The sequence below is a fragment of the Halorussus litoreus genome, assembly GCF_003382685.1.
Classification (GTDB): Archaea; Halobacteriota; Halobacteria; order Halobacteriales; family Haladaptataceae; genus Halorussus; species Halorussus litoreus.
Genome location: NZ_KZ859510.1, coordinates 78363 through 100873, shown reverse-complemented (window position 1 = coordinate 100873; position 22511 = coordinate 78363). Strand labels below are relative to the sequence as shown.

18 protein-coding genes and 3 pseudogenes are annotated in these 22511 nt (G+C 68.1%); 13 read left to right on the top strand and 8 right to left on the bottom strand.

Translation table 11 applies throughout. From position 1 onward, the window contains the following. Both DPQ64_RS05090 and DPQ64_RS05085 read right to left on the bottom strand, forming a co-directional pair. On the bottom strand, positions 1-1095 hold the full coding sequence (locus DPQ64_RS05090) for an NAD(P)/FAD-dependent oxidoreductase (protein ID WP_115863272.1): 1095 nt from the start codon (positions 1093-1095) through the stop codon (positions 1-3). A 221-nt stretch (positions 1096-1316) separates the two neighbouring features. Then, positions 1317-2006, bottom strand: a complete 690-nt coding sequence (locus tag DPQ64_RS05085; protein ID WP_115863271.1) for an HAD family hydrolase — start codon at positions 2004-2006, stop codon at positions 1317-1319. 102 nt (positions 2007-2108) lie between these two features. Here DPQ64_RS05085 and hisA point away from each other — a divergent pair, with 102 nt between their 5' ends. Next, positions 2109-2831: a 1-(5-phosphoribosyl)-5-[(5-phosphoribosylamino)methylideneamino]imidazole-4-carboxamide isomerase gene (gene hisA, locus DPQ64_RS05080; RefSeq protein ID WP_115863270.1), complete on the top strand. Its 723-nt coding sequence runs from the start codon at positions 2109-2111 to the stop codon at positions 2829-2831. Positions 2832-3389: 558 nt separating this feature from the next. Then, a complete protein-coding gene (gene hisB / locus DPQ64_RS05075; protein WP_115863269.1) occupies positions 3390-3977 on the top strand; it encodes an imidazoleglycerol-phosphate dehydratase HisB in 588 nt (195 codons plus the stop codon). 133 nt (positions 3978-4110) lie between these two features. Here hisB and DPQ64_RS05070 read toward each other — a convergent pair whose 3' ends face one another. Next, positions 4111-4326, bottom strand: coding sequence for a hypothetical protein (locus DPQ64_RS05070; protein WP_115863268.1), 216 nt, complete (start codon positions 4324-4326; stop codon positions 4111-4113). A gap of 157 nt (positions 4327-4483) precedes the next feature. Here DPQ64_RS05070 and DPQ64_RS05065 point away from each other — a divergent pair, with 157 nt between their 5' ends. Continuing rightward, the gene (locus DPQ64_RS05065; RefSeq protein ID WP_115863267.1) at positions 4484-4987 is read left to right on the top strand and encodes an ACT domain-containing protein; all 504 of its coding nucleotides are present in this window, start codon (positions 4484-4486) and stop codon (positions 4985-4987) included. A gap of 111 nt (positions 4988-5098) precedes the next feature. Beyond that, complete coding sequence (locus DPQ64_RS05060) at positions 5099-5737, top strand: IMPACT family protein (protein WP_115863266.1); 639 nt, start codon at positions 5099-5101, stop codon at positions 5735-5737. A 59-nt stretch (positions 5738-5796) separates the two neighbouring features. Here the strand turns inward: DPQ64_RS05060 and DPQ64_RS05055 are convergent. Further along, positions 5797-7161 (bottom strand): annotated as a pseudogene (locus DPQ64_RS05055) (NAD-dependent succinate-semialdehyde dehydrogenase); the annotation flags it as partial. A gap of 457 nt (positions 7162-7618) precedes the next feature. Here DPQ64_RS05055 and DPQ64_RS05050 point away from each other — a divergent pair. Beyond that, a complete protein-coding gene (locus tag DPQ64_RS05050; RefSeq protein ID WP_115863264.1) occupies positions 7619-9070 on the top strand; it encodes a CoA-acylating methylmalonate-semialdehyde dehydrogenase in 1452 nt (483 codons plus the stop codon). A gap of 16 nt (positions 9071-9086) precedes the next feature. Here the strand turns inward: DPQ64_RS05050 and DPQ64_RS05045 are convergent, their stop codons facing one another. Further along, positions 9087-10364 (bottom strand): sodium:calcium antiporter, encoded by a 1278-nt coding sequence (locus tag DPQ64_RS05045; RefSeq protein ID WP_115863263.1) that lies wholly within the window; start codon positions 10362-10364, stop codon positions 9087-9089. Between the two features lie 196 nt (positions 10365-10560). On the opposite strand from DPQ64_RS05045, the gene hisI reads away from it, so the two are divergent. Both hisI and DPQ64_RS05035 read left to right on the top strand, forming a co-directional pair. Then, positions 10561-10965 carry a phosphoribosyl-AMP cyclohydrolase gene (gene hisI, locus DPQ64_RS05040; protein ID WP_115863262.1) on the top strand — a complete coding sequence of 135 codons (405 nt, stop codon included), beginning with the start codon at positions 10561-10563 and terminating at the stop codon, positions 10963-10965. Continuing rightward, positions 10965-12125, top strand: coding sequence for a DUF7118 family protein (locus tag DPQ64_RS05035; RefSeq protein WP_115863261.1), 1161 nt, complete (start codon positions 10965-10967; stop codon positions 12123-12125). The genes hisI and DPQ64_RS05035 overlap by 1 nt, the downstream gene beginning before the upstream one ends. 47 nt (positions 12126-12172) lie before the next feature. Here DPQ64_RS05035 and DPQ64_RS05030 read toward each other — a convergent pair. Further along, positions 12173-12790: pseudogene (locus tag DPQ64_RS05030) on the bottom strand (DUF234 domain-containing protein); the annotation flags it as partial. Positions 12791-12796: 6 nt separating this feature from the next. After that, on the bottom strand, positions 12797-14161 hold the full coding sequence (glmM, locus tag DPQ64_RS05025) for a phosphoglucosamine mutase (RefSeq protein ID WP_115863259.1): 1365 nt from the start codon (positions 14159-14161) through the stop codon (positions 12797-12799). 472 nt (positions 14162-14633) lie between these two features. On the opposite strand from glmM, the gene DPQ64_RS05020 reads away from it, so the two are divergent. The 3 genes from DPQ64_RS05020 (at position 14634) to DPQ64_RS05010 (ending at position 17524) form a co-directional block, all read left to right on the top strand. Beyond that, positions 14634-15512 (top strand): HVO_0234 family beta-propeller protein, encoded by an 879-nt coding sequence (locus DPQ64_RS05020; RefSeq protein ID WP_115863258.1) that lies wholly within the window; start codon positions 14634-14636, stop codon positions 15510-15512. Positions 15513-15578: 66 nt separating this feature from the next. Further along, complete coding sequence (locus tag DPQ64_RS05015) at positions 15579-16436, top strand: ribose-phosphate diphosphokinase (RefSeq protein ID WP_115863257.1); 858 nt, start codon at positions 15579-15581, stop codon at positions 16434-16436. A 143-nt stretch (positions 16437-16579) separates the two neighbouring features. Further along, positions 16580-17524 (top strand): alpha/beta hydrolase, encoded by a 945-nt coding sequence (locus DPQ64_RS05010; protein ID WP_115863256.1) that lies wholly within the window; start codon positions 16580-16582, stop codon positions 17522-17524. Between the two features lie 51 nt (positions 17525-17575). Here the strand turns inward: DPQ64_RS05010 and ileS are convergent, their stop codons facing one another. After that, on the bottom strand, positions 17576-20803 hold the full coding sequence (gene ileS / locus DPQ64_RS05005; protein WP_115863255.1) for an isoleucine--tRNA ligase: 3228 nt from the start codon (positions 20801-20803) through the stop codon (positions 17576-17578). Positions 20804-20963: 160 nt separating this feature from the next. Here ileS and DPQ64_RS05000 point away from each other — a divergent pair. From DPQ64_RS05000 to DPQ64_RS04990, 3 genes and pseudogenes are all read left to right on the top strand, one after another. Continuing rightward, positions 20964-21113 (top strand): annotated as a pseudogene (locus tag DPQ64_RS05000) (SHOCT domain-containing protein); the annotation flags it as partial. Between the two features lie 76 nt (positions 21114-21189). Further along, entirely contained in the window at positions 21190-21621 is a 432-nt protein-coding gene (locus tag DPQ64_RS04995) for an HIT family protein (RefSeq protein WP_115863254.1), read from the top strand. A gap of 71 nt (positions 21622-21692) precedes the next feature. Then, positions 21693-22508 (top strand): ParA family protein, encoded by an 816-nt coding sequence (locus DPQ64_RS04990; RefSeq protein WP_115863253.1) that lies wholly within the window; start codon positions 21693-21695, stop codon positions 22506-22508. Positions 22509-22511 lie beyond the last annotated feature (3 nt).

Sequence of the window (22511 nt, the reverse complement as noted above, 5' to 3'; positions counted from 1 at the left end):
TCAAAGCCACTCGGCGACTCGCTCACCGGTCTCCAGTCCGCTCCGGAGCGCGGCGTGGACTCGACCCTCGCCGACCACCCAGTCGCCGGCGAAGAACAGGTCGGCGTCGGCCCCGCGGGCCAGCACCTCACGATCCGCGCCCGCGTCCGGGAGCGCGTCGCGCCAACGAACGACCTCGGCCCAGTCGAACTGGTAGCGGTCGGGATCGCCTAACAGTTCCGCGGTCCGGTCGGCCGCGTTCACCGCGATCTGGTCGTCCGGGTCGTCGTAGTGCTCGCGGGACCAGTCTGGCGAGGGCTGGACGACCAGCAGGCTCTCGCCGTCCGGGACGTGGCCGGGCTTGCACTCCTCGCGGCCGATCCAGCCGATGTCGTGGTCCTTGTCCGAGTTCACGAGCGCGTAGTACGGCAGGGCTTCTCGGTAGGGGTAGTGGAGCGCGACCGAGAGCAGCGTCCGGTACGGGACCGCCGCGGCGGCCTCCCGGAGGTCGTCACAGAGTGGAGCGTCCCACGCCGAGCGGTCGAGCAGGTAGGCGGTCACGGGCGCGGGCGGCGTGAACACGAGCGCGTCCGCGACCGTCTCGCCGCCGCGCACGTCGACGCGCCACTCGTCGTCTTCGCGGTCGCCGTTCCGGGCTTCTCGGCGATCGATACCGACGACTTCCGTCCGGGTGCGGACCGTCGCGTCGCTTGCCTCCCGGAGCTGGGCGGCCAGCGCGACCAGCCCCTCCTGATAGGTCCACTTCGGCGAGTCGTCGTCCCGGCCCTCGCTGAGATTCCCGTCGGCGTCGAACGTCCAGACCGGCTCCTCGATATCGACGAGTCCGTCCGCGAGTTCGCCCGAGAGCAGTTCGCTGACGCGGTCGTCGGTGACCCTCCCGTCGCTCTCGTCCCCGTCCTGCCCGTCGCTGTCTTTCGCCCCCTTCGCGTAGTTCGCGCCGGTGTCGTAGACGCACTCTGCGCGACTGCGGGTGGCCGCGCGGCCGCCGACCGACTCGCGGCGCTCGAACACCGTGACCTCGGCGTCGGTTCCGCGGAGGGCGTACGCCGTGGCGAGTCCGGCGACGCCGCCGCCGACGATGGCGATTCGGCTCATTGTCGGACGGTAGACGGCCGAGCGGAAAAGCGTGGGTACATTCGACGCGGCGTGGTATCGACGCGTTCGATGCATCGGCTGCTATTCGACTGCGACCGGTCCGAAAAGGTGGACGCGTCCACCTGTACCCCGTTGGCGGCTTTTTACTACGTCCGTGTAAGTGTTCTGTCAGCGGAAAGGCCGGGTTCTGTCAGCGGAAAGGCCGGGTCGTCTCGGGACGGTCAGTCGAACAGCCCCTCGTCGTCGAACACGTCGCGGAGCCGCTCCATCGAGGCGACCACCACGTCACAGGCGGGCCGGACCGCGGGCTTGGGCGCGAAGCCGACCGCGAGGCCCGCGACCTCCAGCATCGGGAGGTCGTTCGCGCCGTCGCCGACCGCGATGGTCCAGCTGATGGGGATCTCGCGCTCGCCCGCGAGCCGTTCGAGCGCGTCGTCCTTCGTCCCCTCTATGAGCGGCCCCTCGACCTCGCCGGTGAGTGCTCGCGGGCCATGCACGCTCGCGTTTTCCGAGGCGGTTCCCGCCTCGCTCTGCCCGTTCTCGACCGGGAGGCGGTTGGAGACGATCACGTCGACCGAGACGCCCTCGCGCTCCAGCGCGGACTCCACGCCGCGCTCGAACCCGCCGGTCAGGATGGCGGTGGTCACGCCCGCGTCGTTCAGTTCGCGGATGACCGTCCCGGCATCCGGTCGGAGTTCGACCTCGGCGAAGGCGTCCTCGGCGTCGGACTCGGACAGGCCCTCCAGCAGGGCGGCCCGGTCCCGAAGGCTCTTGGCGTAGCTGATCTCGTCGTTCATCGCCCGCTCGGTGATACTCGCCATCTCGTCGGCGACCCCCATCTGCTCGCCGAGCAGGACCGTCATCTCCGAGTCCGAGAGCGTGCCGTCGAAGTCGAACGCGACCAGAGTCATGCCCGGGGATTTGGTGGCCGGGGGCTTGAAACGACCGGAAGGCGCAGCTTGCGTTTCGCCGGAAGGGAGAGCCTTTAACCGCCGCTTCGCCTACCACCTCGCATGAGCCACTTCCCCGAGTTCGAGGTCGTCCCTGCAGTAGATATGCAGGACGGCGAGGTCGTCCAACTGGTTCAAGGCGAGCGCGGCACCGAGAAGACGTACGGCGACCCGGTCGCGGCCGCAGAGCGGTGGGTCGACCGCGCCGCGGGGACCCTCCACCTCGTGGACCTCGACGGCGCGTTCGACGGCGAGCGCGCCAACGCCGACGCGGTCGAACGGATTCTGGACGCCGTGGACGTGGACGTCCAGCTCGGCGGGGGCATCCGGACCGTCGCGGACGCGACCGACCTGCTCAACCGCGGCGTCGACCGCGTGATTCTGGGGACTGCGGCGGTCGAGAACCCCGAGATCGTGACCGAAATTTCGGAGGACTACCCCGGCGCGGTGACGGTGAGCCTCGACGCGAAGGACGGCGAGGTCGTCGTCTCGGGCTGGACCGAGGGGACGGGACTGGACCCCGCGGCGGCCGCGGCGCGCTACGAGGAGCTGGGTGCCGGCGCGATCCTCTTTACCGACGTGGACGTGGAGGGCCAGCTCACCGGCGTCCAGACCGACCGCGTGCGCGAGGTCGTCGAGGCCGTCGAGATCCCGGTGGTGGCGTCCGGCGGCGTCGCCACGCTCGACGACGTGCGAGCGCTCCGCGACGCCGGGGCCGCCGCAGTGGTCGTCGGGACCGCGCTGTACGAGGGCGAGTTCACGCTCGAAGCGGCAAAGTCGGTGTAGGCTCAGGAGGGTGTGAGTAGCCGGTCGTACGTTTTTCGACTACCCACCGCGCTCGGTGAGTCGACTGTCGTTTGCTCGCTGCCTCGATCTTCAACTCGGACGCGCTAGTCTGAACATCCATTCCGGCGCGTGCTGGCGCGGCTTCATGCCGCGCCAAATCGCGCGAGGGCTGAGCATCGCAGGCCGAAGGCCGAGAAGCGCAAGCGGTTGGGGAGGACGAGGTGCGGTCGCGGTGCGGTGCTGTGCGGTCTCTCCTAGGTCGAGGCAGTAGCTAGCTCAGAACCCGTGCAACAGTAATGGATGCTGTCACGAAGCTAGCTATTGCCGAGGCACATGAGTAACCACACAGCACCGCACTCGCCACCGCACCTCGTACCTCCCCAGCCTCCTCACTCCCTCGTTTCACTCGGTCGTTCGTCCCTCGCGCGTTCCTCGCGCGCACCGTGGTTTAAAAAACGAAACAGTGTAGAGAAAGACGAGACGACAGAGCGGAGGATTCGACGAATCAGTTTTCGCGCAGAGGACAACGACCTTGTATCTCCGCGCCAATCCCCGCGTATGAGCGACCGAACCGCCGCAGTGACCCGTGAGACCGCCGAGACCGACATCGAGGTGACCCTCGACGTGGACGGCGAGGGCGACGCCACCGTCGAGACGGGTGTGGGCTTTTTCGACCACATGCTCGAGAGCCTCGCCAAGCACGGCCTGTTCGACCTGACGGTGCGCTGCGACGGCGACCTGGAGATCGACGACCACCACACCGTCGAGGACGTGGCCATCGCGCTCGGCGAGGCGTTCGACGAGGCGCTGGGCGAGAAGCGCGCCATCGAGCGCTTCGCCGACCGGTCGGTGCCCTTGGACGAGGCTGTCGCGGAGGTCGTCGTGGACGTGAGCGGGCGACCGCTGTTCGAGTTCGACGGCGAGTTCTCGCAGGACCGCGTGGGCGAGTTGACCAGCGTGATGGCCGAGCACTTCTTCCGGTCGCTGGCGATGAACGCCGGACTGACCCTGCACGTCTCGGTTCGCGGGGAGAACGCCCACCACGAGATCGAGGCTGCGTTCAAGTCGGTCGCGCGGGCGCTCGACGACGCGACGCGGATCGACGAGCGCCGGAGCGACGTGGCGAGCACGAAGGGGCAGTTGTAGAGCGACGGTCCTGCGGGCGCGCTCAGCCGTCTTCTCCAAGGTAGCGGACGATGCGAGCGCAGCGCAATATTCGTGCGCGGATCCGGCGCAGGAGTCGGGCGCGGCTTCCGACCGGTTCGCAGTACTGGAGTAGTCACTCGCCGCCGTCCCGCGTCGACCCGAACCAGAATCCGAGCGCAGCGCTGGCAGTAGCGACGAGCGCGCCCAGCGCGAGCGCGACGGCGACCGAGACGTGAGCGTCGAGCAGTTCCGTGGTCGCCCCGCCGAGTTGCAGGCCGAGCACACTGCACAGCACGGCCAGAATCCCGACCGCAGGAAAACCGAATTCGATGTTGGAGCACTCGAACACGTCTACCGGGGCTATTCAAAGATTGGTGATATAATCGTTGCGTCCGTTTCAACCGTTCGACAGGGCGACAACTGGAGTTGAACGTCCGACTCGGCCGCGAACCTCCATTTCCGAGCAACACCACTAAGCACCCGGCCCACACACTACCGGTCGATAGATGTTCGACGAGATCATGCGGAAGTTCGAGGGAAGCCCCTCGCAGCAGGCGGTCATCCGACTCCTTCTAGAGCGGGGCTTCTCGGTCAGCGACGAGGGCCGGGTCGTCTCGGGGAGCATCGAGATCCCCAACACCCAGATCGCTCGCGAGATCGACGTGGACCGGCGCGTCGTGGACTCGACCACCGACGCCATCCTCGCCGACGACCAGCTCCGGCGCATCTTCCAGAACATCTCCTCGATCCCGAGCCTGATGGACCTCGCGCCGGTGCTCGACCTGACGGTGCTGACCATCGACGTGACCAGCGCCGAGAAGCCCGGCATCGTCGCGGAGGTGACGACCCTGCTCGCCGAGAACGGCATCTCCATCCGCCAGACCATCAGCGAGGACCCGGAGTTCACCGACGACCCGCGGCTGTATCTGGTCACCGACGAGGACGTGCCCGGCGACGTGCTCAACGCCCTGACGGACCTCGACTTCGTGCGGAAGATCGAGCTGAAGTGAGTGAGGTTCGTGGGAGACGGGGCTGTCGGAAGAGCCACTCCGCCAGAAACAGCCAGACCGAGCGTCGCGGGACGGAACCCCTGAGTAGCCGGACCCCCTACGAGTCGAACGATGGACGAGGAGACCTACCGCACGCTCGCCGAACGCGGACGGGCCGCCTTCGAGATTCGCGGGTCGGAGTTCGTCGGCCACGCCCGGCCGGCCGCCGGCCGCGAAACCGCGGAGGCGTTCGTCGCCGAGATCCGCGAGGAGTACGCCGACGCGACCCACAACGTGCCGGCCTACCGGGTCCGGGAGTCGAGCGGCGATTCGGGCCACCTCCTCCGGGAGTACGGCGACGACGACGGCGAGCCCTCGGGGTCGGCGGGCAAGCCCGCGCTCAACGTACTCCAGCAGGAGGGCGTCGAGAACGCGGTGGTCGTCGTGACCCGATACTACGGCGGCACCAACCTCGGCGTCGGCGGCCTCGCCCGGGCGTACTCCCGAGCGGTCAAGGAGGCCATCGCGGACGCCGGAGTCGTCGAGGAGCGCCCGCGCGAGCAGTTCTCGGTGACGGTCGACTACGACGACTCGGGTACCGTGCGCGGGATTCTCGAAAGCGCGAGCGGGGACGACGGCGTGGAGTTCGACGCCGAGTACGAAGAGCGGGTCGCCTTCGAGATTCGCGTGCCGAAATCCGAGGGCGACCAGCTCCGGGATCGGCTCCGAAGCGCGACCAGCGACCGAGTCGAGTTCGGTGCAGAACGATAGCGCGTTTCGGGCCGACGCGGGAGCGTTCGCGTCCGATCACTGACGAACGTGCCGCGGATTCACTCGACCCAGACGGTCTTCCGGTTGACGAACTCGGTGATGCCGGGTTCCGAGAGTTCCCGACCGTATCCGGACTCCCCGACGCCGCCGAAGGGGACTCTCGGGTCGGATTTCACGAGCTGGTTGACGTAGGTGCAGCCCGCGTCGATGCGGTGAGCGACCTGCTCGCCGCGCGCTCGGTCCTCCGACCAGACGCTCGCACCGAGACCGAATCGGGTGTCGTTGGCCTTCTCGACCGCCTCCTCCTCGCTTTCGACCTCGAACACGGCGGCGACCGGCCCGAACAGTTCCTCGCTGTCGGCCGGACAGCCCTCCGGCACGTCCGTGAGTATCGTCGGCGGATAGAACGCGCCCTCGCGGTCGAGCGGTTCGCCGCCCGTGAGGACGGTCGCGCCCGCCGCCACGCTCTCGGTCACCTGCTCGTGGAGTTCGTCTGCCAGATGCTGTTGGGCCTGCGGTCCCACGTCGGTCTCCTCGTCGGTCGGGTCGCCGACCACGAGCGACTCCACCTCGTCGACGAACCGGTCGAGGAACTCGTCGTACACGTCGGCGTGGACCACGAACCGCTTGGCCGCGATGCAGGACTGACCGCCGTTCTGGTTTCGCGCCTGCGCGCCGACCGACGCGGCGGCGTCGAGGTCGGCGTCGTCGAGTACGACGAACGGGTCCGAGCCGCCGAGTTCGAGCACCGTCTTCTTGAGTTCCTCGCCCGCGGTCGACGCGACGGCGCGACCCGCGGGGCCGCTCCCGGTCAGCGTCGCGGCTTTCACGCGGTCGTCCCGGAGTACGTCCTCGACGAGGTCCGACGGCGCGAGCACCGTCTGGAAGACCCCGTCGGGAAACCCCGCCTCGCGGAAGACCGCTTCGATGGCCTCGGCACAGCCCGGCACGTTCGAGGCGTGCTTGAGGATGCCGACGTTGCCCGCGGTGAGGTACGGCGCGGCGAACCGGAACACCTGCCAGAACGGGTAGTTCCACGGCATCACCGCCAACACCGTTCCGAGGGGTTCGTGACTCGTCTTGACCGTCGTTCCGGGCGGACTCGGATGGTGGTCGTCCGCGAGATACGCCGAGGCGTACTCGGCGTAGTGGTCGCAGAGCCACGCGCACTTCTGGACCTCGCCGCGCGCCTGCGAGATCGGTTTGCCCATCTCTTCGGTCATCAGGCTGGCGTACCGCTCTTCGTTCTCCCGCAGGACGGACGCGGCGTCGGCGAGCAGCGCCTCGCGCTCGCGCAGTCCCCGCTCGCGCCACGACTCGTACGCGGATTCCGAGCGGTCGAGCGCGTCCTGCACGTCGTCCGCGGTCGCGCTTTCGTACGTCTCGATGCGTCGTCCAGTGGCAGGGTTTGTCGAGTCCATGGGTTTGGCCGTCGTTCGAGTGAAAGATTGTTTGTCGGATAGGGTCCGACTACTGCACTAGTTCTGGGAGACAGTACGATCCAATCCGACCGCCAGCCACATAAGTCCCCCTGATTGGTAACCCATCTAGATTACGTTCCAGAACGCGGAGAATCCGAGAAATAGTTCGAAGACGCTCGGTTCCAGTACCGAGAGCGCATCTCTCGCGGCTCAGTGCGGGAGTTCCGGACAGGCGTGCGAGAGGCGACGAAACCGGATTCGGTTTCCCGACCGGTTCGGACAGCGTTCCAAGACGGAGGAAGAGACACACTACTTCCCGGATTCTATCCGCCCTATCGATATGAGATAGAATTTTGTCCCATCTATACTCATTTCTATAGAATATTATTATGGCTTTGAGCCTAGTTCCGCACATATTCCAAATATTGAAGGCGAGAGGGGGCGAATCGATGTCCGAACGATGGACACCGTCCGCAACTACGTCGACGGCGCGTGGACCGAACCGACGGGTACCGACAGTGAATCGGTCGTGAACCCGGCCACCAAGGAACCGCTCGCGGAACTGACCTACAGCAGCCCGGACGACCTCGACCGTGCGGTCGAAGTCGGAAACGAAGCGTTCGAGGAGTGGCGGGAGACGCCGGTCGAAGAGCGCATCCAGCCCCTGTTTCGGTTCAAGCAGTTGCTCGAAGACCACCAGGAAGAGCTCGCCGAGACCCTCGTGAGCGAACACGGGAAGACGAAAGGGGAGGCCATGGGCGAACTCCGGCGAGGGATCGAGAACGTCGAGGTGGCGTGCGGAATTCCGACGATGATGCAGGGCGGCCACGTGTCGAACGCCGCCCCGAACATCGACGAGACGGGGGTCCGGACGCCGTTGGGGACCTTCGTCGCGGTCACCCCGTTCAACTTCCCGGGGATGATCCCCCTGTGGTTCCTCCCGTACGCGGTCGCGACGGGCAACTCGTTCGTACTGAAACCCTCCGAACGGGACCCCCTCGTCGCCGAGCGGATGTTCGAACTGCTCGACGAGGCCGGCTTCCCCGACGGGGTCGTCAACCTCGTCCACGGAGGCGCGGACGCGGTGAACGAACTCATCACCCACGAGGGCGTCGCCGGCGTCTCCTTCGTGGGGTCGACGCCCGTGGCGAAACACGTCTACGAGACCGCCGCGGCGGCCGGCAAGCGCGTGCAGGCCCAGGGCGGCGCGAAGAACCACGTCCTCGTCTCGGACAGCGCCGACGTGGACTTCGCGGCCGAGAAGACGCTCTCCTCGGCGTGCGCCTGCGCCGGTGAGCGCTGTCTCGCCAACGACGTGGTGCTCGTCCACGAGTCGGTGTACGACGAGTTCAGCCAGCGTCTGGTCGAACTCGCCGACGAGATGACCGTCGGATACGGCCTCGACGACGTCGACATGGGCGCGCTCATCACTCCCGAGCACGAACAGCGCGTTCGAGCGTTCGTCGAGGACGCGATGGAGGGCGGAGCCGACCTGCTCCGAGACGGCCGCGACGTGACCGTCGAGGGCTATCCGGACGGGAACTTCCTGGGGCCGACCATCTTCGGTGACGTCGGCGAGGAGATGGCCATCTCGCGCGAGGAGGTGTTCGGGCCGATCGTCGCGCTCGACTCCTACGACTCGTTCGACGACGCGATCGCCCGCCTCAACCGAAGCGAGTTCGGCAACGCCGCGAGCCTCTTCACAGGGAGCGGCGCGGAGGCGCGCACGTTCCGACACGACGCCGAGGCCGGGAATTTGGCGGTCAACGCGGGCACCGCCGCACCGATGGCCTTCTTCCACTTCGGCGGCCGGAAGGCGTCGTTCTTCGGCGACCTCCACGCGCAGGCCGACGACGTGGTCCGATTCTACACCGACGAGACGGTGTACATCGAGCGCTGGCCTGACCAGTAAGCGCTCTCACCGGCACTCAACCGCCGAGCGGGACCCCGCCGAAGACGACCAGCGCGATGGCCCAGTAGGCGACGTAGAGGCCGCCCAGCAGGACGCCGTGCCACCGCTTCACGCGGCCCTCGTAGAAGAAGGACGCCGCGAGCGCGGTCACGACGATCACCGCCGGGAGGTGGAACGTCAGCACCGACGCGGAGATGGCGAGGTCGCTCAGCAGCATGATGACGCCGACGTTGCCCGTCACCGAGAACAGCACGCTCCCGATGACGTTGCCGACGCCGATCTCGGGCACGCCCCGGCGGACCGGTTCGAGCGTGAGCATCACGTCCTCGAACGTGAGGATCAGCGTCAGGACGGTCGCGCCGAAGACGGTCCCCTCGATGCCGAACCCCTCGATAACGACCTCCGAACCGGCCTCCAGCAGCATCGACGCGGCGACGATGCCCACCAGCGCGAGGACGGCCAGCCCGAGCCAGAGCCACCCCGCTGCGGGGCGACCGCGAACGAGGCGGTCCTCCGGGATGTCTGCCACCGAGGCGGACGCAGCGTCTCCGGTGAAGCCGCCGTCGCCCTCGACCGTTGCCGGCCCGGCGGCGCTCTCGACCGTCGCCGACCCGCCGTCCGAGCGGAGTTGTTCGCCGAGGTCGGTGTTCCGGAACACGGGCACGTCCCGGCGTTGTTCCCGGACCAGAATGTAGCCGAACGTCAGGACGAAAAAGCCCAGCAGCGCGAGGCCGTGGACGAACGTCAGCGTCCCGAGGAGGACGAACGGGACGAGCACCAGCGGGGCGAGCGCGAACAGCGCGACGTAGTCGGCCGGCAGGTCCACCGGGAACGGGCGGACCACGGCCGCGAGCGCGAGCGTGACGCCGACGATGGCGAGGCCGGTGCCGAGCGCCGTCCCGAGCGCGGCCCCTTCGAGGTCGCCCGCCGAGAGGACGAGCGCCAGAATCGTGTCGTCGAACTCGAACCCGGTGAAGAGGATGGCGAGCGCGAACAGCGACGTCTTCAGCCCGAGCGCTGCGCGAGTCAGGTAGCTGATGAGCTTCTCGACGCAGGCGGTCAGCAGGAGCGCGCCGGCCAACAACACGAGTACCGCGCCGAGGAGCCCCTGCCCTTCGACGACCGACTGAATCGCTCCTTCGATGCCGCCTTCGCTCTCCTCGCCCGCCTCCCCACCGGCGTCGTCCGCCCCGCCCGAATCTCCGCCGTCCTGCGCGAGCACCGGCGCGACCGGTACCGCGACGACGAACAGTGCGAGCACCACCACCCCGACGACGAGCCGCCACCGTGTCATGGCTCACCGGGACGACGCCGAACTACATGTACCCTCGAATCCGCGTAGACGAGTCCATTGAATAGTTCTACACGCGCGACCGCCCGCAACCGCCGGCCGAGTTGGGACTGCTATGCTCGAAGCGGGACGATTTCCCTCCGCGATACCCCACTCCCGACACACAAAGCATATCGCCGGGAAGGCCGAACCCCACGGCATGAGCGACGCCGCACGCCCCGAAGGGGGCGAGAGCGCCGAGTTCGATGTCGACCTCGACTTCGGCGAGACGGGACTGATTCCAGCGGTCGCCCAGAGCGCCGACGACGGGGCGGTGCTGATGCTCGCGTACGCCAGTCCGGAGGCGGTCGCAAAGACCCGAGAGACCGGGCTCGCCCACTACTACTCGCGGAGCCGCGACGAGCTCTGGCAGAAGGGCGCGAGTAGCGGGCACGTCCAGCGCGTCAGCGACGTGCGGGTCGACTGCGACGGCGACGCCCTCCTCTATCTGGTCGACCAGGAGGGCGGCGCGTGTCACACCGGCCACGAGAGTTGCTTCCACCGGACGCTCGACGGCGAGACGGCAGGCGAGAAACTGTTCGACCCCGACGACGTGTACGAGTGATGAGTTCTACGAACCACCCCCCGACGACCACCTCTCGGACCGACGACCTGCTGGACGCGCTCGAAGCGGCCGACGACGAGTACCACGCAGTCGACGAGCGCATCGCCGACTACGGCGAGGAGACCGTCGAGCAGGTCGCCGACGCCCACGACCGCGCGACCAACCTGCTCGACCGCTACGAGGGCAAGGCCACCGGCACCGGCCGCGAGAACTTCAAGAACTTCATGGAGTTCAAGTCGAACTTCACCTCGCTGGTCGAGAATTTGGCCGACGACCTGGCCGAGCGGGAGGCCTTCGAGGCCGCCAAGGAGCACGTCGACAAGAACCGACTGAACGAGGGCGACTTCGAGCGCGCTCGCGACGGCCTCGCGCCCGCGAGCGAGGTGGCGGGGCTGCTCGACGAGCGCCGCGAAGCCCGGGAAAACTACCGGCAGGTCCGCCGCGAGATCCGGTCGGCCATCGGCGACCTGACCGATGAGGTCGCCGACCGCGAGCGCCTGCTGGAACTCGGCGACGCCGACCTCGACGCCCCGGTCGAGGAGATACGCGAACCCCTCCAGCGCTACGACGAGGCCGTGAGCGATGCGTTCGCCGAGTTCAGGTCCGAGGCCAGCGCTCGCGAGGTGCTCGACTTCGTGGCCGCGACCCGTGACTACTCGCTTGTCGAGTACCGCGAACCGCCCGACAACCTCAAGGAGTACGTCGAGTCGAGCGAAGCCGGGACCGAGACCATCCCGGACCTGCTGAAGTACGCCGGCTACTCGAACTCGAAGCTCGACCACTACGTCGACGACGCGACCGCGCTCAAGCGCGCGGTGGCGACCAACCAGACGTACCTCGAACGCCTCGACGCCAGTCCGCTCCAACTCGACTGGCCGCCGAAGTCGGCCGCCGACCTGCGCTGGCGCGTCGACGAACTCGTGTCGGTCGTCTCGCGGTTCGCCGACGAGGACGTGGTCGCGACCCTGCGGGAGGTCCAGTCGGTCGTCCGCGACGAAGCCCGGTTCGAGCGGCTGCGGACCGCCGCGGAGGCGAAGACCGAACTCTCCGAGGCCGAGCGCGAGAAGGTGGCGAGCGGCGCGGTCGAGGACGAACTGACGGAGTTGCGCGAGGGGAAGGAGCGGTTGGAGGCCGCGCTGGACGAGTACCCGGAGCGGTGATTCGTTGAGTCCGGTAGATACGTTGACTCCGGTAGAAACGACGGGGATCAGGCGTTCAGCGCCTCGACGACGTCTTCGACCGTGAACAGTCGGAGGTCGTCGCGCTCCTCGGCGGCCTCCTCGACCGACCGTTTGAACCCGCGACGGGAGAACAGCGCGTACTGCTCGACCCTGTCCGAGCCGTCGTCGGGCGTCCATCGCAGTTCGTCGACGTGACGCTGGAGCTTCGAGAGCGCGTCGTATCCGAGCGGTGACTGCTGGAACTTGCACTCGCCGGCGATCAGCGTATCTCCCGTCGTCAGTCCGACCACGTCGATATCGTGATCCTCGTACCACCACTGGCCGGTGTCCGTGACGGTGTACTCCGGGTAGAGCGTTCGGAGGGCGGACTGACACAGCTCCTCGAACGGCCTGCTCACGAAGTCCGCCAGCTCCGGTTCGATCAGCGTCTCGAAGGCGTCGTCGCCGAGTTCGTCGTACCGATCGCCGGTACCGTAGACGAAGTGGAACCAGAATCGGAAGAACGGGTCACGGATGCGATACTGGCTCCGTTTGCTCCGCTCTTTCCGTTCGGTTATCGGCACGCGCTGTTCGACCAACCGAAGCCGGGAGAGCCGGTCGAGATACTTCGAGAGCTGGTTGTAGTCGATACCCGTGTCAGCGGCGTATAATCAGACCTCGTCCTTCGCGGCCCGGAGCTTCCCCTCCAGTTCGGTCGCTAGCTCCTCGGCCCGAGCCGTATCTCGGGCCTCGGCGTAGATGCGGACCATCGGCTCCGTCCCACTCGGGCGGGCCAGCACCCACGCGTCGCCGTAGTCGATGCGGTAGCCGTCCAGCGTCGTGGTGTCGGCCTCGCTCCGCTCGGCCTCGCGCTCGGCCGCGCCGAGGATGGCGTCGCGCTCGGCGTCGGTGTCGTAGGCGATGTTGACCCGGACGTTGTGGTAGCCGTCGTACGGCGCGACGACCTCGCTGGCCGGGCGGTCGGCGAGCAGTTCGAGGAATCGTGCGGCGGTGAACGCCCCGTCGCGAGCCAGCCGGTAGTTCGGGAAGAAGATGCCGCCGTTGCCCTCGCCGGCGACCGGGACAGAGGTGCCCGCGTCGCGGAGCTCCCGAATGCGAGTGATGAGGTTGGTCGAGCCGATGGGCGTGAGTTCGAGGTACGCCTCCTGATCGTCGGCCACGTCGACGAGGCGCTGGGAGACGTTGACCGCCGAGACGACCGAGTCGCCGGGGTCGAGTTCCGCGGCCGCGAGCGCCGCGAGGGTGGCGTCGCCCTCGACGTACTCGCCGTTCTCGTCGTAGAAGATGGCGCGGTCGGCGTCGCCGTCGTGAGCGACGCCCACGTCCGCGTCGGTGGCCTCGACGAGTCGGCCGAGGTCGCCGAGGTTCTCGGGGACGGGTTCGGGGTCGCGGCCGGGGAAGTGGCCGTCAGGCTGGCTGTTGGCGGTGACGACGCGACAGCCGAGCTTCCGGAAGAACTCCGGGCTGGTGAGCGAGCCCGCGCCGTGGCCCGGGTCCAGCGCCACGGTGAGGTCGGCGTCGGCGATGGTCTCGCGGTCGACCGCCTCAAGCAGCGCGTCGACGTACGCCCGGCGGACGCCCTCGACGGCTCTGCTCTCGCCGGTCGCGCTCCACGCCGCCGTCTCGAACGTCTCGGCGAGGAACTTCTGCTCGATGCGCTCTAACTCCTCGACGGCGAGTTCCACGCCGTCCGCGCCGACCAGTTTGACGCCGTTGTACTGCGGCGGGTTGTGCGAGGCGGTGATCATCACCGCGGGGACGCCCTCACGCTCGGCGTACGCCTGCAGGCCGGGCGTGGGGACGACGCCGAGGCGGTCGACGTCCGCGCCGACGCTGGCGAGCCCGCTGGCCGCCGCGTCGGCGAGCATCCGCCCGGTCGCGCGGGTGTCGCGAGCGACCGCCACGCGCTCGGTCCGCCATACCGTCCCCGCCGCCTTGGCTACCTTCAGTACGAACTCGGGAGTCAGCGCCTCGTTGGCGACCCCCCGAGTGCCGCTGGACCCGAACACTTTCATGTGCGAGGGTCAGGACCCACGGGCAAAAGTTATTCCGGAGCGCGACCACGAGCAGCGTTCCTCCGGTCGGATTTCTGACTTATTTTCAGATGCGGAAATAGTGTAAAAGTTACTGGTCGCCGCGACCAGGCCGGAGGGCTGTCGTACCGAGGTTTCGCCGACATTCCGTCCCGCGCCCGTGAACCATTCCCCCGGGAACGCGTCGAACTCATCAGACCACAGGATGCGCCGCGCTCGCGCAATACTGCGCGAGCGCGGCGGGGAGGTACGGGGCGCGGTGCGGTTGCGGTGTCGTGCGGGGCGGTCGCGGTACCAGGTGGTGTCGTGCGGTGCGGTCGCGGTGCCGTGCGGTGCGGTTCTCAGAGGCTCAAGCAATAGCTAGCTTCTCGCGAATCACAGAGACGGTAGCTCCCTCTCCGAAATTACGCCGCAAATCCGAAAGCTTTCACGCCTCGCCGCCGCCACTCCGAGTATGGGCATCAGCATCGACGAGAAGCGGGTGTACGACGCCAGCGAGGGGCCGAGGCCCGTCTACGTGGTCGGCGAGTTCGGCGTGGCCCGCGTGGACACCTCCGACGACCTCGTGGGCGAATTCGGCCTCGCTCGCGAGTGCTCGGCCCGCGACGCAGCCGGGAGCGACGGCCGCGTCGCGGTCGCGACCGACGAGGACGTGCTGGTCGGCACCGCCGGGGAGGACGACACCGAGTTCGAAGCGCTCGGAGTCGGCCCGGCGGTCGCGGTCGGCTTCTCGGACGGGGACCTGCTCGTGGCCCACGAGGACGGCCGAATCGAGTGCGGCGACAGTCACGACTGGACCACTCTCGGCGAACTGGACGACGTGCGAGCCATCGACGGCGACTTCCTCGCCGCGGAATCGGGCGTCTATCGAGTCACCGGTACGAGCCTCCGACACGTCGGCCTCGACGACGCCCGCGCGGTCGCGGCCCGCGGCGCGCCGCGGGCCGCGACCGCGGACGGGCTGTACCGGCTCGGCAACGGCTGGCTGGACGAACTCGAGGGTGAGTTCCGGGCGGTCAGCGCCGGAGAGCGGTCGGCGGGGGGATCCGTGGAGGAGTCGACGGAAGGAGTGGCTGGGATTCCCGAGTGGGCGCACGCCGCACGCGCGGACGGCCGCTTGCTCGCACGCGAGGACCGAGGTGCAGACGGGGTCGAATGGCACGAGGTAGAGTTGCCGGTGGACGGCGAGGTCATCGCGCTCGATCACGGCGAAACCGATCCGACGGGCGCATACGCGGTCACCGAGGACGGCACGTTCCTGCTATCGGTCGGCGACGGCTGGAACTACCAGATCCTCGGATTGCGCGGGGTCCGGGGGGTCGCCGCGCCCTGACCGGGGACCGCGACTGCGGCGGCTGAAGTGAAAACCGATTTACCCCCCGGCGTCCACCCCTCGGATATGATCCTCAGCGGCTCCGCCTCGCAGGTGCTCGCGGCGGAACTGGCCGCAGAACTCGGTGTACCGCTCGCGGGCGTCGAGTACGAGCGCTTCCCCGACGGCGAACTGCTCGCGAGCGCGCCCGAGGTGGCGGACCTCAACGGCGGCCGGGCCGTGGTCGTCGCCTCGACTGCCTCCAGCGACGCCCTCGTGGAACTGCTCCAGTTGCAGGACGCCGCCCGCGAGTGGGGTGCTCGCGAGGTCGTCACCGTCCTTCCGTACATGGGCTACGCCCGACAGGACGAGGCGTTCGAGGCGGGCCATCCCGTCTCGGCGCGAGCGATGGCCCGGGCGATCTCCCCGGGGACCGACCGCGTGCTGACCGTCGACCCCCACGAGAACGCGGTGTGTGACTTCTTCGAGGTGCCCGCCGAACCCGTCGGGGCCGCGGGCCGACTCGCCGAACCCCTCCCAGCGGCCCTCGCCGACCCCCTCTTTCTCTCGCCGGACGACGGCGCGCTCGACATCGCGCAGGCGGTCCGAGACTCGTACGGCACGGGCGAGGTCGACTACTTCGAGAAGGAGCGGCTGTCGGGCTCGGAGGTCGAACTCTCTCCCAGCGACGCCGACGTGGCGGGCCGGGACGTGGTGGTCACCGACGACATCATCGCCACGGGGTCGACGATGTCCGGCGCGGTCGAGATCCTGCAGGAGCGAGGCGCGAGCAGGGTGTTCGTGACCTGCGTCCACCCGATGCTCGCCGCCGACGCGTTCTCGAAGCTCTCGCGAGCTGGCGTCGGGGCGATCTACGGGACCGACACCATCGAGCGGCCGGTGAGCGAGGTGTCGGTCGCGCCGGTGCTCGCCGAGAGGTTGTAGGTTCGACTCTTTCGGACTCCCCCGTTCGTCCCTTGCTACCCCGACCGGTACTCGTTCGAGGAGTGTAGTTCTGCTGTCGTAGCCGCCAACAGAGAGGTACTCGGACCGGAGAGTCTTAGTCTCGGCTCGAACAACCGTCAGGTATGCGTGCCGACGAGATCGACCCGCAGGCCGAGCAAGCGGTCGAACGTCAACAACGGATACCGATGCCCCACAGCCGCCGCGGCCTCAAGCTACTCCGTCTCCTCAGCCGCGCGACGGTGTGGATTCAGAACCGCAACGTTCCGGCCGTCGGGGCGACCGTCGACCGGACGATTCCCGGCCCCGCCGGTGACCTCGACGCCCGGCTCTACCTCCCGGACGCGGACGGGCCGTTCCCCACGGTCGTCTTCTTCCACGGCGGCGGGTACGTCCTCGGGAGCATCGCCACCCACGAGTGGCTCTGCCGGCATCTCACGCGCGCAAGCGACTGTGCCGTCCTCTCGGTGGACTACCGGCTCGCACCCGAGCATCCGTTTCCCGCGGCGGTCGAGGACGCCTACGCCGCCGTCGAGTGGGTGGCCGCGAACCCCGACGCGGTGAACGGCGACGGCAAGATCGCGGTCGCGGGCGACTCCGCCGGCGGGGCGCTCGCCGCGGTCGCCGCGCTCATGGCCACCGAGCGCGACGGTCCCGAGATCGAGTATCAGGCGCTCCTCTACCCGGGTATCGGGGTCGAGGAGGGCCAACAGTCCGTCGAAGAGAACGCTGGCATCGTCCTCGACGAGGCCGATCTGGAGTGGTTCCGGGACTGCTACTACGAGAGCGAGGTCCACGAGCGCAACCCCTACGCCGACCCGACGAACGCCGGTGACGTGTCTGGCGTTGCCCCCGCAACCGTCGTCACCGCCGGGTTCGACCCGCTGCGCGACGGCGGCAGGGCCTACGCCGAACAGCTCGTCCGCGACGAGGTTCCCACGCGCTACGAGAACTACGAGGACATGGTCCACGGCTTCATGACGTTCCGCGATGTCGACCGGGCTCGCGAGGCCATCAGGGACGTGGCTGGCGATCTCGCCGACGCGCTCGGGGTTCGCGGGACGCAGTGAGAGAATTGATTGTGACTACACGGGACTGCGAAAACGTGGATGGCAGCCGTCTCAGGCCTCGGCTTCTGCCAGCGGGGCGACCGCGATCTCCATCTCGACGCCCTCGACCTCCCACGTCTTCCGGTGACCGTCCTCGACCGCACCCACCTCGTCGGCGCGGACCTCCTCGCGGACGAGGTCCATGCGCTCGGCCACGAGGTCCGCGACGCGGTCGTCGGCGATGTCGAGGTCGAGGCGCACGCGCTCCTCGATGTCCAGACCCATCTCCTTGCGCATCTCCTGGACGCGGCGGACGACCTCGCGGGCGTACCCCTCGCTCTCGATGTCCTCGCTGAGCTGGGTGTCGACGTAGACGACGCCGCGCCGGTCGCCATCGGTGTCGAACCCGACGCCGGTGACGCCCTCGGGCGTCTCTCGGACGACCTCGACCATCTCGTCGGTGAGGCCCGCGTCGAGGCCAGTCGCGTCCTCGACCGCGCTCTCCAGCGCGGCGAGGGTGGGCTCGGCGACCTCGGCGTCGTTGAGCGCCTGCATGACGCGCCCGGCGTCGTCGCCGAACGCCGGCCCGAGCACGCTCATGTCCGCGGTCGCGCTGTAGTGGAGTTCGCCCCAGTCCTCGCCGGGGTCGACGAGCTGGATCTCGCGGGCGTTCAACCGGTCGGCCAGCAGGTCGCCGTGGCGCTCGACCGCCTCGACGACTCGCTCGTCGGCGGCCGTGACGACCACGCGCTGGACGGGCCAGCGGAGCTTGCGCTCGGCCTGCTGGCGGGCGTTCGACCCGGCCTCCTCGACGGCCCGCAGGAGCGTCACGTCGGTCTCGAGCCGGGCGTCGCGCCAGTACTCGTCTGGCTCGGGCCACTCGAGCATGTGGACGGAGTCGTAGCCCGTCTCGCCCGTGAGCTTGCCGTAGAGTTCCTCGGCGACGAACGGCGCGTACGGCGCGAACAGCGCGACGAGCTCCGAGAGGAGTTCGTGGAAGGTCGCGTACGCCGCCCGCTTGCTCGCGCTGTCGGCCTCGTCCCACATGCGCTCGCGAACCACCTGAATGTAGAACCGCGAGACGTCCTCGACCACGAAGTCGAGCAGCACGTCCAGCGCTTTGTCTTGCCGGAAGTCGTCCCAGTGGGCGGTCATCTCGTCCTCGACGGTCTGGAGCCGCGAGAGCACCCACTCGTCGACGAGTTCGAGGTCGTCGTCCACGTCCTCCAGCGTGGTTTCCTCGGGGTCGAACTCGTCGAGTCGCATGTACGGCAGCGGGAATCGGACGACGTTCCAGAGGATGTTGAGGTCGCGCTGCATCGCCTCGGTCCCGTCCCACGAGAAGCGCATGTCCTCGCCCTGCGGGTTCGCCGACAGCAGGAACAGCCGCATCGGGTCGGTGCCGTACTCCTCGATGACCTCGTGGGGGTCGACGAGGATGCCCTTGGACTTGGACATGCCGCGGCCGTCGGGCATGTTGGCGTAGCCGTGCATCAGCACCTCGTCGTAGGGGATCTCGCCGAGCGCGGCGGTCCCCATGCCGAGCTGGGACCAGAACCAGCCCCGGGTCTGGTCGTGGGCCTCCATGATGAGGTCGGCGGGCCAGAGCTCGTCGAAGTTCTCCTGCTCGCTCGGGTAGTCGAGGGTGCCCCACGACGCGACCGAGGAGTCGAGCCACACGTCGAACACGTCGCCGACGCGGGTGTAGGTCGTGCCGTCCTCGGCGGCGTCCTCCGCCTCGGTGGAGTCCACCGTGATGGTGAGATCGTCGACCGTCCCCTTGTGGAGGTCGACCTCGTCCGGGTCGACGTCCTGATCGACGCGCTCGGCGAGTTCCTCGCGGTCGCCGACGACGATGGCAGTCTCCATACTGCCGTCCCAGTCTTCGGGCAGCCAGATGGGGATGGGGATGCCCCAGTAGCGCTGCCGGGAGACGTTCCAGTCGGGCGCGTCCTCCACGAAGTCCCGGAAGCGGTTGTCCCGCGCCCACTGGGGGTGCCACTCGCTGTCCTCGATGTTGTCGAGCAGTTCGTCTTTGATGTCCGTGATGGTGATGAACCACTGGTCGGTGACGATCTGGATGATGCCGGTGTCACACCGCCAGCAGTGGCCGTAGCTGTGCGTGGTGGTCCCGGCGTGGAGCATCAGCCCCTTCTCCTCGAGGTCGGCGATGATCTCGTCGTCGGCGTCCTTGACGAACTGGCCGGCGTACTCGCCGGCGCTGTCGTCGTACACGCCGTCGCCGTCGACCGGGCAGAAGATGTCGAGGCCGAGTTCGCGGCCGCGCTCGAAGTCCTCCTCACCGTGACCGGGCGCGGAGTGGACGAGCCCCGTGCGGTCGACCTCCACGTAGTCGGTGGTGTACACCTGCAGGGCGTCCTCGCCGTCGGGGTGGTCGGGCACCTCCTCGCGCAGGGGATGGTCGTACGTCCAGCCGACCATCTCCTCGCCGGTGAACTCGGCGTCGACCTCGTAGTCGTCGTAGCGGCCTTCGCTCAGAACGTCCTCGACGCAGGCCTTCGCAAGATACAGGACTTCCTCTTCGCCGTCTTTTTCGGCGCGGACCTGCTGGTAGGTCACCTCGCCGTCGACCGCGACGAAGGTGTTGGCGGGGATGGTCCACGGGGTCGTGGTCCAGATGACCAGCGAGCCCTCGCGGTCGCGCAGCGGGAACTTCACGTAGATCGAGGGGTCCTCGACGTCCTCGTACTCGACCTCGTTGTTCGCGATGGCGGTCTCGCAGCGCGGGCACTGCGAGATGGAGCGCTGGCCTTGCTCGACGAGGCCGCGCTCGTGGGCCTGCTTGAACCCCCACCACGCGCCCTCCATGTACTCGGGGTCGACCGTCTTGTACGGGTTCTCCCAGTCCATCCAGACGCCGAACGACTGGAAGTCCGACTGCAGGCCCTCCAGTTGCTCCTCGGCGTACGACTTGCACTCGGCGATGAAGTTCTCCTCGCCGAACTCCTCGATGTCCTTCTTGTTCTCGAAGCCCAACTTCTCCTCGACCCGCGTCTCGATGGGCAGACCGTGCATGTCGTAGCCCGGCCGGTCGGTCACGTCGTAGCCCAGCATTCGGTGGTACCGGATGTAGGCGTCCTTCAGCGTCTTGTTCCACGTCGTGCCCATGTGGGCCGCGCCGGAGGTGTACGGCGGCCCGTCCACGAAGAAGAACCTCTCCTCGCCCTCGCGGTGCTCCACCGTCTTCTCGTAGGCGTCGACCTCGTCCCAGTACGAGAACACCCGGTCCTCGACGGTATCGGGGTCGTACTGCTCGTCGACCTCACCGAACCTGCTCATATCTCTTCTGTACCTCTACGGAGTTAAATTGGGTTCGGTTGTGCAGTCGGGGCTGTAATCGGTAGCGGGAGCGCGAGACGAGATGGAACGGGACGAATCGAGACGGGATGCGAGACGAAACAGGACGGCCGTGCGATCCGCAGCGACCGACGAACCGGTCGAATCGGACCATCGCGATGCGCTGGAGACGCTCAGGAGTCGATATGCGCGTGGGGACCTCACCGACGAGCAGTTCGAGCGAAAGGTGGAGCGACTGCTCGACACCGAGACGCTGGAGAATGCCGAGGACCGCACGGAGCGCGAGCGATAGTCGAGTCCGCCGTAGCCTCGACCCTGTGGTAGCCTCAACCTTGATACGCCGGGCCGCCAAACACCCCGACAGAGCCATGAGCAACGACGACTGCATCTTCTGCCAGATAGTCGACGGCGACATCCCGAGCCGGACCGTCTTCGAAGACGACACCGCTAAGGCCTTCCTCGACGCAAATCCCCTCTCGCCGGGCCACACGCTCGTCATCCCCAAGGAGCACCACGAGACGCTCGAAGACACGCCCGAGGACGTGGCGGCCCACGTGTTCGGCGCGCTCCACCGACTCAACACCGCGGTTCAGCACGCGGTCGACGCCGACGGCGCGAACGTGGCGTTCAACGACGGCGAGGCAGCCGGACAGGAGGTTCCCCACGTCCACGGCCACATCATCCCGCGATTCGAGGACGACGGCGGGCGGCCCATCCACGCCATCGTCGGCGAGCGCCCGGACCTGAGCGACGCGAAGCTGGACGAGATCGCCGAGAAGATACACAATCAGCGAGACTGAGCGACGACTGCGCCGGGAACGAATCCGCCGAAGCGCACCCTTTTATATTATAGAGAGGTAAGATCGAATTAATGGACGCAACGACTGCCGCGCTCGTCGGTGCGACCGGCGGCGCGGGCACGACCAGACTCGCCGTGGAGCTCGGCGCGACGCTCGCGCGCGACGGCCGCGAGGTCGCGATCCTCGACGCCGCCTTCGCCACCGAGGGACTGTCCCGCCACGTCCCCGACAGGATCGACCCGGACCTGACCGACCTTCTCGTCGCGGAGGCGGACCGCTCGCTCGCCGACGGCCTGCGCGAGCACTCCGTCACCGCCGACCTGCCGGGGCGGCTCGAACTCTGCCCGGCGCACGCACCGTTCGAGCGCCTCGCTCGCGCCAAGACCGCCGACGCGGCCCAGCGATTCGAGGCCCTGCTCGACGACGCCGGCGAGAACTTCGACCACGTGCTCGTGGACGCGCCGCCGGTCGCCGCGAATCAGGCCGTCGCCGCGGTCACGGCGGCAGATCGCGTGGCGGTCGTCGCACCCGCGAGCGAGCGCGGCGTGGACGCACTCGCTCGCACCCGCGGACGGGTGGCTGACGTAGGCGCGAGCGTGGACGCCGTGATCGCGAATCGCGTCGAGGGTGACTGGGATTCGGGCTCCGAGGACCACCCGCTCCGGAGCGCCGACGCCGCGATTCCGGAGAGCGACGCGACGAGCGTCGAGGACGTGCCGGCCAGCGTCGGCGGTTCGGACGCCAGTGCAGACCCCGAGGATGGATTCGCGCCGGCGGTCGCTCGGACGGCCGAGGTCGTCTTCGACGCGGAACTGGAGTTGGAGTTCGAGGAGTCGGGACTGCTCGATCTCGACGGCGAGGAGTTCCTGCCGGACGCGCTGTCCTGATTG

Coding starts and splice junctions, on each gene's coding strand:
- DPQ64_RS05090 (WP_115863272.1), bottom strand. CDS start 1,095: ATGAGCCGAATCGCCATCGTCGGCGGCGGCGTCGCCGGACTCGCCACG.
- DPQ64_RS05085 (WP_115863271.1), bottom strand. CDS start 2,006: ATGACTCTGGTCGCGTTCGACTTCGACGGCACGCTCTCGGACTCGGAG.
- hisA (WP_115863270.1), top strand. CDS start 2,109: ATGAGCCACTTCCCCGAGTTCGAGGTCGTCCCTGCAGTAGATATGCAG.
- hisB (WP_115863269.1), top strand. CDS start 3,390: ATGAGCGACCGAACCGCCGCAGTGACCCGTGAGACCGCCGAGACCGAC.
- DPQ64_RS05065 (WP_115863267.1), top strand. CDS start 4,484: ATGTTCGACGAGATCATGCGGAAGTTCGAGGGAAGCCCCTCGCAGCAG.
- DPQ64_RS05060 (WP_115863266.1), top strand. CDS start 5,099: ATGGACGAGGAGACCTACCGCACGCTCGCCGAACGCGGACGGGCCGCC.
- DPQ64_RS05050 (WP_115863264.1), top strand. CDS start 7,619: ATGGACACCGTCCGCAACTACGTCGACGGCGCGTGGACCGAACCGACG.
- DPQ64_RS05045 (WP_115863263.1), bottom strand. CDS start 10,364: ATGACACGGTGGCGGCTCGTCGTCGGGGTGGTGGTGCTCGCACTGTTC.
- hisI (WP_115863262.1), top strand. CDS start 10,561: ATGAGCGACGCCGCACGCCCCGAAGGGGGCGAGAGCGCCGAGTTCGAT.
- DPQ64_RS05035 (WP_115863261.1), top strand. CDS start 10,965: ATGAGTTCTACGAACCACCCCCCGACGACCACCTCTCGGACCGACGAC.
- glmM (WP_115863259.1), bottom strand. CDS start 14,161: ATGAAAGTGTTCGGGTCCAGCGGCACTCGGGGGGTCGCCAACGAGGCG.
- DPQ64_RS05020 (WP_115863258.1), top strand. CDS start 14,634: ATGGGCATCAGCATCGACGAGAAGCGGGTGTACGACGCCAGCGAGGGG.
- DPQ64_RS05015 (WP_115863257.1), top strand. CDS start 15,579: ATGATCCTCAGCGGCTCCGCCTCGCAGGTGCTCGCGGCGGAACTGGCC.
- DPQ64_RS05010 (WP_115863256.1), top strand. CDS start 16,580: ATGCGTGCCGACGAGATCGACCCGCAGGCCGAGCAAGCGGTCGAACGT.
- ileS (WP_115863255.1), bottom strand. CDS start 20,803: ATGAGCAGGTTCGGTGAGGTCGACGAGCAGTACGACCCCGATACCGTC.
- DPQ64_RS04995 (WP_115863254.1), top strand. CDS start 21,190: ATGAGCAACGACGACTGCATCTTCTGCCAGATAGTCGACGGCGACATC.
- DPQ64_RS04990 (WP_115863253.1), top strand. CDS start 21,693: ATGGACGCAACGACTGCCGCGCTCGTCGGTGCGACCGGCGGCGCGGGC.